This window comes from Streptomyces sp. Ag109_G2-15, from assembly GCF_900215565.1.
In the GTDB taxonomy this organism is placed as follows: Bacteria; Actinomycetota; Actinomycetes; order Streptomycetales; family Streptomycetaceae; genus Streptomyces; species Streptomyces diastatochromogenes.
The window spans coordinates 3,028,890-3,041,400 of sequence record NZ_OCNI01000001.1 but is presented as its reverse complement, the minus strand read 5'-3'; the positions used below and the strand labels follow the sequence as shown (position 1 = coordinate 3,041,400).

At 72.0% G+C, this 12,511-nt stretch carries 12 protein-coding genes; 8 read left to right on the top strand and 4 right to left on the bottom strand.

What is annotated here, in order from left to right; translation table 11 throughout:
* The first annotated feature begins 76 nt into the window (after nt 1-76).
* Together CRP49_RS13540 and CRP49_RS13535 are read left to right on the top strand one after the other, a co-directional pair.
* Nucleotides 77-1,537, top strand: coding sequence for an aminopeptidase P family protein (locus CRP49_RS13540; protein ID WP_097253601.1), 1,461 nt, complete (start codon nt 77-79; stop codon nt 1,535-1,537).
* 93 nt (nt 1,538-1,630) lie between these two features.
* Entirely contained in the window at nt 1,631-2,995 is a 1,365-nt protein-coding gene (locus CRP49_RS13535; RefSeq protein WP_097253600.1) for a PLP-dependent aminotransferase family protein, read from the top strand.
* Between the two features lie 38 nt (nt 2,996-3,033).
* Here CRP49_RS13535 and CRP49_RS13530 read toward each other — a convergent pair whose 3' ends face one another.
* The 4 genes from CRP49_RS13530 to CRP49_RS13515 form a co-directional block, all read right to left on the bottom strand.
* Nucleotides 3,034-3,903 carry a triphosphoribosyl-dephospho-CoA synthase gene (locus CRP49_RS13530; RefSeq protein WP_097253599.1) on the bottom strand — a complete coding sequence of 290 codons (870 nt, stop codon included), beginning with the start codon at nt 3,901-3,903 and terminating at the stop codon, nt 3,034-3,036.
* Nucleotides 3,904-3,912: 9 nt separating this feature from the next.
* On the bottom strand, nt 3,913-4,842 hold the full coding sequence (locus CRP49_RS13525; protein WP_097253598.1) for an intradiol ring-cleavage dioxygenase: 930 nt from the start codon (nt 4,840-4,842) through the stop codon (nt 3,913-3,915).
* A 118-nt stretch (nt 4,843-4,960) separates the two neighbouring features.
* On the bottom strand, nt 4,961-5,524 hold the full coding sequence (locus tag CRP49_RS13520; RefSeq protein ID WP_097253597.1) for a GNAT family N-acetyltransferase: 564 nt from the start codon (nt 5,522-5,524) through the stop codon (nt 4,961-4,963).
* A 53-nt stretch (nt 5,525-5,577) separates the two neighbouring features.
* Nucleotides 5,578-6,024 carry an ATP-binding protein gene (locus CRP49_RS13515; protein ID WP_097253596.1) on the bottom strand — a complete coding sequence of 149 codons (447 nt, stop codon included), beginning with the start codon at nt 6,022-6,024 and terminating at the stop codon, nt 5,578-5,580.
* A gap of 253 nt (nt 6,025-6,277) precedes the next feature.
* On the opposite strand from CRP49_RS13515, the gene CRP49_RS13510 reads away from it, so the two are divergent.
* The 6 genes from CRP49_RS13510 to efeB all read left to right on the top strand — a co-directional run bounded on the left by CRP49_RS13510 (nt 6,278) and on the right by efeB (nt 12,441).
* Entirely contained in the window at nt 6,278-7,105 is an 828-nt protein-coding gene (locus tag CRP49_RS13510; RefSeq protein WP_179851602.1) for a hypothetical protein, read from the top strand.
* 179 nt (nt 7,106-7,284) lie between these two features.
* The gene (locus CRP49_RS13505; RefSeq protein ID WP_097253595.1) at nt 7,285-8,019 is read left to right on the top strand and encodes a YcnI family protein; all 735 of its coding nucleotides are present in this window, start codon (nt 7,285-7,287) and stop codon (nt 8,017-8,019) included.
* 91 nt (nt 8,020-8,110) lie between these two features.
* Nucleotides 8,111-8,764, top strand: coding sequence for an SCO family protein (locus tag CRP49_RS13500; protein ID WP_097253594.1), 654 nt, complete (start codon nt 8,111-8,113; stop codon nt 8,762-8,764).
* Nucleotides 8,761-9,222, top strand: a complete 462-nt coding sequence (locus tag CRP49_RS13495) for a copper chaperone PCu(A)C (RefSeq protein WP_097253593.1) — start codon at nt 8,761-8,763, stop codon at nt 9,220-9,222. Before CRP49_RS13500 ends, CRP49_RS13495 begins: the two co-directional genes overlap by 4 nt.
* A gap of 13 nt (nt 9,223-9,235) precedes the next feature.
* Nucleotides 9,236-11,149 carry a copper resistance CopC/CopD family protein gene (locus tag CRP49_RS13490; RefSeq protein ID WP_097253592.1) on the top strand — a complete coding sequence of 638 codons (1,914 nt, stop codon included), beginning with the start codon at nt 9,236-9,238 and terminating at the stop codon, nt 11,147-11,149.
* Nucleotides 11,150-11,157: 8 nt separating this feature from the next.
* The gene (gene efeB / locus CRP49_RS13485) at nt 11,158-12,441 is read left to right on the top strand and encodes an iron uptake transporter deferrochelatase/peroxidase subunit (protein ID WP_097253591.1); all 1,284 of its coding nucleotides are present in this window, start codon (nt 11,158-11,160) and stop codon (nt 12,439-12,441) included.
* Nucleotides 12,442-12,511: the final 70 nt, after the last annotated feature.

Genomic DNA, 12,511 nt, shown 5'->3' with positions numbered 1-12,511 from the left:
GTGGTCCCCTGCTCGGGCACGATCGCGAGCATCACGGGCCCGGGGGGAGATCACATGCCGTACCGAGGAGGATCACGTGTCCGACGCGCTCAACCCGGAGACCCCGGAAGCTGAGTCCGAGGAGCCCATCAAGCAGCGGAAGAACGGCCTGTACCCGGGCGTCTCCGACGAGCTGGCCGAGAACATGAAGTCCGGGTGGGCCGACACCGAGCTGCACGACCTGGAGCCGGTCCCGCAGGCCGCCGAGACCGCCCGGCGCCGCGCCGCGCTCTCCGCGCGCTTCCCGGGCGAGCGCCTCGTCATCCCCGCGGGCAACCTGAAGACCCGCTCGAACGACACCGAGTACTCCTTCCGCGCCTCGGTCGAGTACGCCTACCTCACCGGCAACCAGACCGAGGACAGTGTCCTCGTCCTGGAGCCCACCACCGAGGGCCACAAGGAGACGATCTACCTCCTGCCGCGCTCCGACCGCGAGAACGGCGAGTTCTGGCTCTCCGGCCAGGGCGAGCTGTGGGTCGGCCGCCGCCACTCCCTGACCGAGTCCGAGGCGCTGTACGGCATCCCCGCCGCCGACGTGCGCGAGCTGGCCGACAAGCTGCGCGAGGCCACCGGCCCGGTGCGGGTCGTCCGCGGCTACGACGCCGGCATCGAGGCCGCCCTGACCGACAAGGTCACCGCCGAGCGCGACGAGGAGCTGCGGGTCTTCCTGTCGGAGGCCCGGCTGGTCAAGGACGCGTTCGAGATCGGCGAGCTGCAGAAGGCCGTCGACTCCACCGTGCGCGGCTTCGAGGACGTCGTGAAGGTCCTCGACAAGGCCGAGGCGACGAGCGAGCGCTACATCGAGGGCACGTTCTTCCTCCGCGCGCGCGTGGAGGGCAACGACGTCGGCTACGGCTCCATCTGCGCGGCCGGCGCACACGCCTGCACGCTGCACTGGGTGCGCAACGACGGCCCGGTGCGCTCCGGCGACCTGCTCCTGCTGGACGCGGGCGTGGAGACGCACACGCTGTACACCGCCGACGTCACGCGCACGCTGCCGATCAACGGCACGTACAGCGAGATCCAGAAGAAGGTCTACGACGCCGTGTACGAGGCCCAGGAGGCCGGTATCGCGGCCGTGAAGCCGGGCGCCAAGTACCGCGACTTCCACGACGCCGCCCAGCGCGTCCTCGCCGAGCGGCTCGTCGAGTGGGGCCTGGTCGAGGGCCCGGTCGAGCGCGTCCTGGAGCTGGGCCTGCAGCGCCGCTGGACCCTGCACGGCACCGGCCACATGCTCGGCCTGGACGTCCACGACTGCGCGGCCGCGCGGGTCGAGACGTACGTCGACGGCACGCTGGAGCCGGGCATGGTGCTCACCGTGGAGCCGGGCCTGTACTTCCAGGCGGACGACCTGACGGTCCCCGAGGAGTACCGGGGCATCGGTGTCCGCATCGAGGACGACATCCTCGTCACCGAGGACGGCAACCGGAACCTCTCGGACGGCCTGCCGCGCCGCTCCGACGAGGTCGAGGCCTGGATGGCGTCCCTGAAGGGCTGATAGGACTACTGACGGCCGGGCACCCGGAGGTGCCCGGCCATCGGCGTGTCCGTACGCGTGTGAAGGCTTCGCGTGCCTAGGGGGAGGGTTTTCGTGGACGACTTCTGGTCCGGTGTGGGTGTGGACCTGCATCTCGAACCCGACGCGGCCGACGGCCGCCGGGTCGGTCTGGAACGGGCGCTCAGGGACGCCGTACGCGACGGGCGCCTCGCACCCGGCACCCGGCTGCCGGCCACCCGTCGGCTCGCGGCGGAACTGGGCATCTCGCGCGGCACCGCGAAGTCGGCGTACGACCAGCTCGTCGCCGAGGGCTATCTGACCGCCCGGCAGGGGTCCGGCACCCGGGTCGCCGAACTGCCGGCCCTGCGGGAGGAGGCGCCGGGAACGGCACCACACGCGCGTGCGCCGCGTTTCGACCTCCGGCCGGGCAGTCCCGACGTGGGCGCCTTCCCGGCCGCGGCGTGGCTGCGCGCGCTGCGCCGCGCCATAGCGACGGCGCCCTCACTGGCGTACGACTACGGCGACCCGCGCGGCCGGATCGAACTGCGCACCGCGCTCTCCGGCTACCTCGGGCGGGCCCGCGGGGTGCTCGCGCCGCCGGAGCGGATCGTGATCACCTCCGGGTACGTACAGGGGCTCGCACTCCTGACGCGTGTGCTGGACGGCGCCTCGATCGCGATGGAGGACCCGGGGCTGCCCTTCCACCGGGAGGTGGTGCGGCGCAACGGCGGCACCGTGCTGCCGGTGCGGGTGGACGAGCGCGGAGTGCGTCCCGCGGAACTGGGTGAGGCGGCCGCCGTGGTGGTCACACCGGCCCACCAGTACCCGACCGGTGTGACCCTGCACCCCGAGCGACGCCGCGCGCTCAGCGACTGGGCACGCGCGCGCGGGGGGCTCATCGTCGAGGACGACTACGACGGCGAGTTCCGCTACGACCGCCAGCCGGTGGGCGCGTTGCAAGGCATGGCCCCGGGCCAGGTCGTCTACCTGGGCACCGCCTCCAAGACCCTCGGCCCCGCGCTGCGGCTCGGCTGGATGGTGCTGCCGCCGCAGCTGGTCGACGCGGTCGCCGACGCCAAGCTGCACAGCGACCACCACACCGAGACCATCGGGCAGCTGGCGCTCGCCGAGCTGATCGACAGCCACGCCTACGACCGGCATGTACGCGCGTGCCGCCTGCGCTACCGGCGTCGCCGGGACCAGCTGCTGGACCGGCTGGGCGCGCGGCGGAGCGTGCGGGGCATCGCGGCCGGGCTGCACGCGCTGATCGACGTCCCCGACGAGGCCGAGGCCCTGGCCCGCGCCGAGGCGGAGGGACTCGCCGTCGGCCATCTGGGCAGCCACTGGCAGACCCCCGCCGAAGGCCGGCCGCAGGGCCTGGTCGTCGGCTACGGCACCCCGCGGGAGCGGGTGTATCCGGAGGCGCTGGAGGTGCTGGCGAAGGTCCTGGACGCCTGAAGCGGGCGGCGGCTGAAGCAGCAGTGGCTTGGTTCTGCTCAAGGAGCCAACGCGTCCAGGAACAACGCCCCCGCCAGCAGACCCGCGCTTCCCCGGGGGCTCCACGCGCGCGCGTGGAGGTCGGCGTCGAGCGCGGCCAGGGCCTCGGCACCGGCCGCCGTCGCCGTGCCGCCCGCCTCCAGGACGGCGCGGGCGCCCGCCTGCACCCGGCGCAGGCCGATCGGGCCCGCGATGTGCAGCAGCTCGGTGTCCTGCAAGGTGGACATCACGGTGAGCAGGGCGTCCAGCCGGGCCTGCCCCTCATCGGCACCGCCCGCCCGGGCCGCGCCCAGTGCGTCCAACGCCCGCCGCACATGCGGAAACCCGGCCCGCGCCTCACCCCGGGCACCCGCGGCCCCGTACTTGACGGAGACGGCGGAGCCCCTGGTGGGCCGGGGCGGGGCACCCCGGTCGGGGTGAGCGGCGAGCTGCCGGGCGAGCGCGGTGATGCGGTGGGCGCGGGCGTCCTGGGTGGTATCGCCGGACCCGGGTACGCGCGTGACCGATGCCGATCCGCCCGCCCCCGACTCCACCGCCACCCCCGCGACCAGCAGGCCCAGCACCCACAGGGCTCCCCGGTGGCCGCCGCCCGCCAGGGTGAGGGTGCGTTCGGTGCTGCGGCCGATCGCGCCGAGTTCCGCGCGGAGCGCCGGTGTGGGTTCGGCGGTGCGGCGGGCGGCGGCGGCCATGGCCGCGAGGCCGGGGGTGAGCGCCTTGGCGGACCAGCGCAGGGCGCGGTGGTCCGCGTGGGTGGTCCGGGCGTTCAGGTCGCGCGGGTCGGGCAGCCCCGGTTTGGGTGCCAGCGCCAGCTGACCGGTGAGCGCTGCCACTGCGGCCCGCGCCAGCGCCTCGTCCTCGCGGCTGTTCATCGCCCTCCCCTAGGAGGAGGCCGACGCCGAAGGGGAGGGGCTGTCACTCGGCGGGGCACCCGTGGGACCGCCGCTCGGCGGGGTGCCCCCGCCGCCGCTGCCCGCGCCGGTGTTCTCCGCGTCCGGGTCGATGCCCAGCGTCAGGAAGCCCTTGTACCCCTTGGACGGGTCGCTCTTGTGCACGGGCTTGAGGGTGAGCAGGCCGCTGGAGGCGCCACCGCCGTCGTAGACCATGTCGTTGGCGAGGGTGGTGTAGCTGCCCGAGTGCTTGGAGTAGGGCTCCAGGGCGAAGATCTCCTCGGCGATGTCGTCGTCGAAGAACAGCTGGCCGGTGAAGTTCACCTTGCCGCCCTCGTAGGTGCCGTCCGCCTTCTCGCCGCCGGTGTGCACCTTGACGTGGATGTGGCAGGTGCGCGGGGTGTACCAGCCGGGGAAGATCGTCTCGAACTTCACGACCCCGTTGGCGTTGGCGATCTGATAGCCGCGCAGATACGTGGCGTCGTCGGCGCTGTCGCCCTCCTCGCTCTCGGCCGGGGCCGAGCCGCCGGGGTTGGCGGTGGTGTAGCCGGAGTAGTAGCCCCAGGCGTCGCAGTGCCAGATCTCGACCGCGGCGCCGGAGACCGGCGTGCAGCCGTCGGTGGCGTCCACGACGGTCAGCCGCAGGGTCAGCGGGACGCCGCTCTTGCCCTCGGTGATGTCCTTGCGCACCAAGGCACCGTCGAGGTAGTACGGCCCCTCCGTGACGCTCGACATCAGCTGCATGCAGGTGCCGCTGGTCGAGGTCGCCGAGGCCGTCGCGGTCGCCTCGGCGTCCGCGGCCGTGTCGGCGAACGCCGACTGGTAGCCGGCGACCGCGAGGCCGCCGGCCGCCACCGTGCCGCCGGTGACCGCGAGGGCCCGGCGCCGGGTGATCGAGGTGTTTCTGTGTTTTCCCGTCATGGCCGAGGAAGTTAGGAACGCGGCTTGTCAGTCCGATGGGCATGACCTGGGAAAGGGCTGTGAAGGAAGGGAAGCCGGAGAAAAGGCCGAAAACGCACCCTCAGGCGAAAACGCGCCCTTACGGGACCGGAGCGTGGTCGTGCAGCACACGCTGGAAGAGCCGGCAGTCCCGCCATTCCCCGTTGATGTGCAGGTAATCGGGAGCGAGTCCGATCGCTTTGAATCCGCATTTCGCCAGAACCCGCTGCGAACCGGTGTTGTCGGTCAGCGTGGACGCCTCGATCCGGTGCAGCCCGATCGTGTCCCGGGCGATGCGGCAGACCTGCTCCACGGCAGAGCTGGCCAGCCCCTTGTTCTGCTGGTCGGCGGCGACCCAGTACCCGAGATAGGAACTGCAGAAAGGGCCGTGCGAAATACCGGACAAGGTGATCGCCCCTACGATCCGGCCGTCCGGATCCTCGAACACCCACGGCACCACGACACCCTCGGTGAAGTGCCGCAGCAGCCCGTCGATGCGCTCCGCCTGGCCCTCGGCGGTGAAGAAGGATTCCGGTCTGACCGGCTCCCACGGTTCCAGGTGTTTACGGTTCTCGGTATAGGCGGAGGCGAGCGCGAAAGCATCGGCCGCGGCGAGGGGGCGCAGGATCACTCCGTGCGCTATTTCCTCGTTCTTCAGATCCATGTCTCTGCCATGCATGCGCGCACCCTAGCCGCGCGGGCCCAATAGAGGGACCGTCATGCCGTAAGCAGGGAAGGATCTTTCTTCCACTTGAGCATCTTGTCGAAGCTCACCACCGTCCCGCCCCGGCCCGGCTTGGCGCCGATGTGCACGTGATCGGCGAGTTCCCGGATCAGACAGAGCCCGCGGCCATGCTCGGCGTCCGCGCGCGCGGGTCTGATGTCCTGGGTGCGGGTGAACCCGGGCCCGGAGTCGGCCACCTCGATCCGGCACTTCTCGCCGTCGAGGTAGGCGGTCACCCGGTAGGCCTCCGAGCGGCCGTCGCGCGAGCCGTACCCGCCGTGCTCGACCGCGTTCGCGCAGGCCTCGCTTAGTGCGACGGACAGGTCGTAGGAGACGTCCGGGTCGACGCCCGCCGTCTCCATGGTGCCGATCAGCAGCCGCCTGGCGAGCGGAACGCTCGCAGCCTCGCGCCGCAGATGGAGTGACCACCAGATGCTCATGCTCCAGCCTCCTGGCCGCGGCTCGACATACCAGTACCTATTGCCGCCCGTGCCCGGCTGTAAGCACTCCGTTGACGTGACTCCGCCCATACGGTCGATGTGTCCCGGGAGGAATCGGTGTATGTGGGCACGGTCTCGGGCGGAGGATGATCTTCCATTCGTTTCGGTGATCTTCCCGCCGGTCTTCCGCCGGGGCGGAATCCCGCGCCCTGCCGTAGGGAGCGGGTAAGGCCAGTGCGATGATGAGGCCGCCATGACTGCCCCCCACCCGCGCACGGCGCGCCCCGGAGCCGGGCTCCGGTTCCTGCGGGCCGCGGTGTTCGCCGCGGTCAGCGTCGCGCTGGCCGCGGCCGGGCACACACTGGCCTCCTGCGCGCGCGTTCCCCTGTGGACGCTCGGCGCGGGATTCCTGGGCTCCCTGCTGCTCGTGGCACCGCTCGCCGGACGGCAGCGCTCGCTGCCCGGCATCGCCGCGCTCCTCGCACTCGGCCAGACCGTGCTACACACGCTGTTCGGGCTGGGTCAGGACGGGACGACCGGCGCGATGTCGATGGGCTCGACGGACGGGTCGCTGAGCAGCGGCGCGCTCGTCGAGCGGGCCGCCCGGCTCGTGTGCGGGTCCAGCCCCGCGGCGCTCACCCCCGGGCACGCCTACCGGCTCCTGGCCGACGCGCACCTCATCGACTCCTCGGGCCGGGCCGTGGGCGCCACACCGACCATGCACCACATGGCCGACGCCACCGGTTCCTCCGTGTCGTTGCTGCCCTCCCTGCCGATGCTGCTCAGCCACGTCCTCGCGGCCATCGCCGCCGGCTGGCTGCTGCGCCGCGGCGACCTGGCCGTGCTGCGTCTGATCGAGCTGTCGGCGCACGGAGTCGCGGAGGGGGCGCTCGTACGATCCCTGCGCGGGGCGCTCGCGCTGGCGCACGCCCTGTGCGCCGGGCTGCTGCCCGCGACCGAGCCCGGCCCGCGGGGCCGTCGTACCGCCCGGGACGAGGTGCCCGCCCCGCACACCACCGCGCTCCAGCACACGGTGATCCGGCGCGGCCCGCCCGCCGCCGCGTTCCTCCTCGCCGCCTGACGCGACGCGACCACCACACCACCACCGGAGCCGGAAACGGAGAGCCGGTCGGGAGGGGCCGCCGTCGCGCGGCACGCGCGCGTGCGCACATCGACCCGTGGCACCCCGAGTGGTACCGCCACGCGCACGCGTACTCCCGATCACCACCGGAACTCACTCGGAGTGGAGTGCTCCCTGCCATGAAGGCTTCTCGTATCGCCGCCGCCACCGCCGTCGCGGGCACGGCCGTCCTCGCCGTCTCCGCCCCCGCCTTCGCGCACGTCAGCGTGCAGCCCGAGGGCACCGCGGCCAAGGGCGGCTACGCGGTCGTCGACTTCAAGGTCCCCAACGAGCGCGACAATGCCTCGACCACCAAGGTCGAGGTGAACTTCCCCGCCGACCACCCGCTGGCCTCCGTGATGCCGGAGCCGATCCAGGGCTGGAAGATCGAGGTCACCAAGTCCAAGCTGGCCAAGCCGCTGACCATGCACGGCGAGAAGATCGACGAGGCCGTCACCAAGGTCACCTGGACCGCTGACGGCGACGGCATCAAGCCCGACTACTTCCAGAAGTTCCCGCTCTCGGTCGGCGCCCTGCCCGAGGACACCGACCAGCTCGTGTTCAAGGCCATCCAGACGTACTCCAACAAGGAGGTCGTGCGCTGGATCGAGGTGCAGAAGGAAGGCCAGGAGGAGCCGGAGAACCCGGCCCCGGTGCTGGAGCTGGCCGCCGCCACCGGTGACCACCACGGCACCTCGACCGCCGAGGACGCCTCCGACAAGACCGACGCCAAGAACGAGACGACGGCCGCCGCCGACGAGGACGCGAAGAGCGGCAGCGACACCACCGCGCGCGTGCTCGGCGTGGTCGGCATCGTCATCGGTGTCGCGGGCGTGGCCTACGGCGTCCTCGCCGGCCGCCGCCGGACCGCCTGACCCCACCGTTCCGCGTGTGCACCAGGGGTCGTGCGAGGCTGTCGTACGACCCCGGTGCGCGCCGGAGTTCTCACATCTGGGACATTTTTCTATGCGCAAGAAGACGTTCGCCGCGGCCGCGCTGCTCGCCGCCGCCACCCTGGCCCTCTCCGCCTGCGGCAGCGGTGACGACGGCAAGTCGCCCGTCTCCGTCGTCTCCGAGGAGACCGACTCGGGCAAGGCCGCGACCATCCTCGACCAGCCGTTCGAGAAGCCGGACCTGGTCCTCACCGACACGCACGGCAAGAAGTACGACCTGCGCGCCGAGACCAAGGGCCACCCGACCCTGGTCTACTTCGGCTACACGCACTGCCCCGACATCTGCCCGACGACGATGAGCAACATCGCCGTCGCCAAGAAGGCGCTGCCCAAGGCCGAGCAGGACAACCTCAGGGTCGTCTTCGTCACCACCGACCCCGACCGCGACACCCCCGCAGAGCTGGGCAAGTGGCTCAAGGGCATCGACCCCCAGTTCATCGGCCTGACCGGCGACTTCTCCACCATCCAGGCCGGCGCCCGCTCCCTCGGCATCTCCATCGAGCCGACGAAGAAGGACAAGAACGGCAAGGTCGTCTCGGTGCACGGCACCCAGGTCATCGCGTTCTCCCCGAAGACCGACGGGGGTTACGTCCTCTACGGCGAGGACGCCACGGTCGACGACTACACCAAGGACCTGCCGAAGCTCGTCAAGGGAGCCAAGCCGTGAGGCGTGCCGTTCTGACCGCCGCCGCGCTGGCGGGCGCCCTCACCCTCGCGGGGTGCGGCACCGGCTCCGACTCCGGCTCCTCGAAGGCCGAACTGTCCGTGAGCGCGTCCTACATGCCCCAGCCGGTCTCCGCCGACATGGCCGCCGGGTTCCTGACGATCACCAACAAGGGCGGCACGAAGGACGAGCTGACCGCGGTCACCAGCGACGTCGCCGGCCAGGTCACCATGCACAGCACCGTCGGCGGGTCCATGGAGGAGAAGACCTCCTTCGCCGTCCCGGCGCATGGTCAACTCGTGTTCAAAAGCGGTGGCAACCATCTGATGTTCGAGAAGCTGAAGCACAAGCCGGAGCAGGGGCAGAAGGTCACCCTGAAGCTCACCTTCGCCAAGTCCGGGCCCCTCACCGTCGAGATGCCGGTGGAGTCCGCCACGTACAACCCGTCGACCGGCCACTGAGGGAGGGACCACCTTGACCCGGACCATCGCCCCCCGCCTGCGGACCCTGGTGCTGCTGCTCCTCACCGTCACCGGCGCGCTGCTCGCGGGCGCCGGACCGGCCTCCGCGCATGCCGCGCTGACCGGCAGCGACCCCGCGCAGGGGGTGGTGGTCGACAAGGCGCCCACCCAGGTGTCGCTCACCTTCTCCGAGAAGGTGGCCATGAACGACGACTCGCTGCAGGTCCTCGACCCCAAGGGCAAGAAGGTCGAGGTCGGCTCGCCCACCAACCTGAGCGGCACGACCTACGCCGTGCAACTCAAGAGCGGCCTCGCCAAGGGCACCTACACGGTCGCCTACCAGGTCGTCTCGGCGGACAGCCACCCCGTCTCCGGCGCCTACACCTTCTCCATCGGGGCGCCCTCGCAGACCGTCGTCTCCGGCGTCGGGACCGCGGCGGGCGGCGGGGTCGTCGGCTGGCTCTACGGGTTCGGCCGGTACGTCTCGTACGCCGGCTTCATCGTGCTCGCGGGCGGCGCCGCCTTCGTGCTGGCCTGCTGGCAGCGCGGCTCGGGCGTACGGGCCCTGCAGCGGCTCGTGGTCGGCGGCTGGCTCGCGCTCACCGCGGCCACCCTGTGGCTGCTGCTCCTGCGCGGCTCCTACACCTCCTCCGGGAAGTTCGGCGACGTCTTCGATCTCGACCTGCTCGGCCAGGTGCTGCAGACCAAGGCCGGCGCCGCGCTGGTCTCCCGGCTGCTGCTGCTCGCGGCCGCCGCGCTGTTCATCGCCGTCCTCTTCGGCGCCTACAACCGGCGCGAGGAGGCCGAGGAGAAGCGGGACCTGACCTTCGGGCTCGCGATCGGCGGGGTGGTCGTGGCCGCCGGGCTCGCGGCGAGCTGGGCCATGGCCGAGCACGCCTCCACCGGGCTCCAGCCGGGCATCGCCATGCCCGTCGACGTCCTCCACCTGCTGGCCGTCGCCGCCTGGCTGGGCGGCCTGACCGCCCTGCTCGTCGCCCTGTACCGGGCGCCTGCGGACACGCCGATCGAGGCCGCCGCCGTCCACCGGTTCTCCGGCCTCGCGTTCGGCTCCGTCCTCACCCTGGTCGCGACCGGCACCTACCAGTCCTGGCGCCAGCTCGGCTCCTGGTCGGCGTTCACCGAGACCCGGTACGGACAGCTGCTGCTGGTCAAGATCGGGCTGGTGGCGCTGCTGGTGGGCATCGCGTGGATCTCGCGGCGGTGGACGGGACGACTCACCGACATCACGGACACGGTCACCGCCAAGAAGGCCAAGCAGCGCGAGAAGGAGCACGTCTCCGCGTCGAAGACCGCCGGCAAGGGTGCCGCCTCCGGAGACGGCAAGCGCGCCGCCCAGCTCGCCCGGCAGCGGGCCGCGGCGGACGCCGCCCGGCAGAAGCGGCTGCGGGACGCCGACGCGAACCGCTTCGGTCTGCGCCGCTCGGTGCTCGCCGAGGCGGGCGTCGCGGTCGTGCTGCTCGCCGTCACCACCTGGCTGACCCAGACCGAGCCGGGCCGCACCGAGCAGGAGGCCAAGGCGGCCACCTCGTCGTCCTCCAGCTCCTCCTCGTCGTCGTCCTCGTCCGGCGCGCTGACCCTGGACATGCCCTTCGACACCGGCGGCACCGACGGCAAGGGCCTGGTGCGGCTCGACCTCGACCCCGCGCGCGTGGGCGGCAACGAGATGCACGTCTACGTCCAGCGGCCCAACGGACGCGCCTTCGACATCCCCGAGGTGAAGGTCGCCTTCACCCTCACGGAGAAGAAGATCGGGCCGCTTCCGGTGACCCCCGACCACATCACCACCGGCCACTGGACGGCGAGCAGCGTGCAGATCCCCATGGCGGGCGACTGGAAGATCGCCGTGACCGTGCGGACCTCCGACATCGACCAGGTGACCGTCTCCAAGAACGCGCAGATCGGCTGAACCCCACCATGCCCGACCAGTCCCTTCCCCAGGCCCGCACGCCCGAGTCCGCCGTGCGGGAGCCCGCTGCCGACGGCGGCCACGGCATCTCCCGGCGCGCACTGATCGGCACCGCCGGGGCCACCGGGCTCGTGCTCGGCGCGGCCGGCGGAGCCGCGGGATACGCGGCCGCGCCCGCCCCGGCCACTCCGCTGACCTCGGTGGGCTCCGAACGGGCGATGTTTCACGGGAAACATCAGCCCGGCATCACCGAGGGACTGCAGGCCCGCGGCCACCTCGTCGCCTTCGACCTGGCGGCGGGCGCGGGCCGCAAGGAGGCGGCGGCCCTGCTGCGCCGCTGGTCGGCGACGGCCGAGCGGCTCATGGCGGGTGAGGCGGCGCCGCACGACGACACCGATGTGGCCCGGGACGCGGGCCCGTCCGCACTGACGATCACCTTCGGCTTCGGCCACAGCTTCTTCGGGCGGACCGGTCTGGAGAAGCAGCGCCCCGGCGCCCTCGACCCGCTGCCCGACTTCTCCTCCGACCAGCTCGACAAGGCACGCAGCGACGGCGACCTGTGGGTGCAGATCGGCGCCGACGACGCTCTGGTCGCCTTTCACGCGCTGCGCGCGATCCAGAAGGACGCCGGCAGCGCGGCCCGGGTCCGCTGGCAGATGAACGGCTTCAACCGCACCCCCGGCGCCACCGCCCACCCCATGACGGCCCGCAACCTCATGGGCCAGATCGACGGCACCCGCAACCCCAAGCCGGCCGACGCCGACTTCGACAAACGGATCTTCGTGCCCGCCTCGGGTGAGCCCGCGTGGATGGCGAACGGCTCCTATGCCGTCGTACGCCGTATCCGCATGCTCCTCGACGACTGGGAGAAGCTGTCGCTCACAGCCCAGGAGGCGGTCATCGGGCGGCGGAAGGCCGACGGGGCGCCGCTGTCCGGGGGCACCGAGACGACCCCGATGAACCTGGAGAAGGCCGACGCCAAGGGCGAGTACGTCGTCCCGATCAACGCCCACGCCCGGATCACCCGGCCCGACCGCAACGGCGGCGCGGCCATGCTGCGGCGCCCGTTCTCCTTCCACGACGGCATCGACGCGGACGGGACGCCGGACGCCGGGCTGCTGTTCGTGTGCTGGCAGGCGGACCCGCTGCGCGGCTTCGTACCGGTGCAGCGCAAGCTCGACCGCGGGGACGCGCTGTCGAAGTACATCCGGCACGAGTCGAGCGGTCTGTTCGCGGTGCCCGGGGGCGCGGCCGACGGAGAGTACGTGGGGCAGCGGCTGCTGGAGGGGTGATTCCGGGATTCAAACCACCCGGTCGGGTGGCTTCCATGAGACACGGGGGACGCGTTCGTCAGCGCCCATT

Bases quoted from the DNA above. Each gene is read 5' to 3' on its own strand.
- CRP49_RS13530 (WP_097253599.1), bottom strand. From the start codon at position 3,903: ATGAACAGCCGCGAGGACGAGGCGCTGGCGCGGGCCGCAGTGGCAGCG.
- CRP49_RS13525 (WP_097253598.1), bottom strand. From the start codon at position 4,842: ATGACGGGAAAACACAGAAACACCTCGATCACCCGGCGCCGGGCCCTC.
- CRP49_RS13520 (WP_097253597.1), bottom strand. From the start codon at position 5,524: ATGGATCTGAAGAACGAGGAAATAGCGCACGGAGTGATCCTGCGCCCC.
- CRP49_RS13515 (WP_097253596.1), bottom strand. From the start codon at position 6,024: ATGAGCATCTGGTGGTCACTCCATCTGCGGCGCGAGGCTGCGAGCGTT.
- CRP49_RS13510 (WP_179851602.1), top strand. From the start codon at position 6,278: ATGACTGCCCCCCACCCGCGCACGGCGCGCCCCGGAGCCGGGCTCCGG.
- CRP49_RS13505 (WP_097253595.1), top strand. From the start codon at position 7,285: ATGAAGGCTTCTCGTATCGCCGCCGCCACCGCCGTCGCGGGCACGGCC.
- CRP49_RS13500 (WP_097253594.1), top strand. From the start codon at position 8,111: ATGCGCAAGAAGACGTTCGCCGCGGCCGCGCTGCTCGCCGCCGCCACC.
- efeB (WP_097253591.1), top strand. From the start codon at position 11,158: ATGCCCGACCAGTCCCTTCCCCAGGCCCGCACGCCCGAGTCCGCCGTG.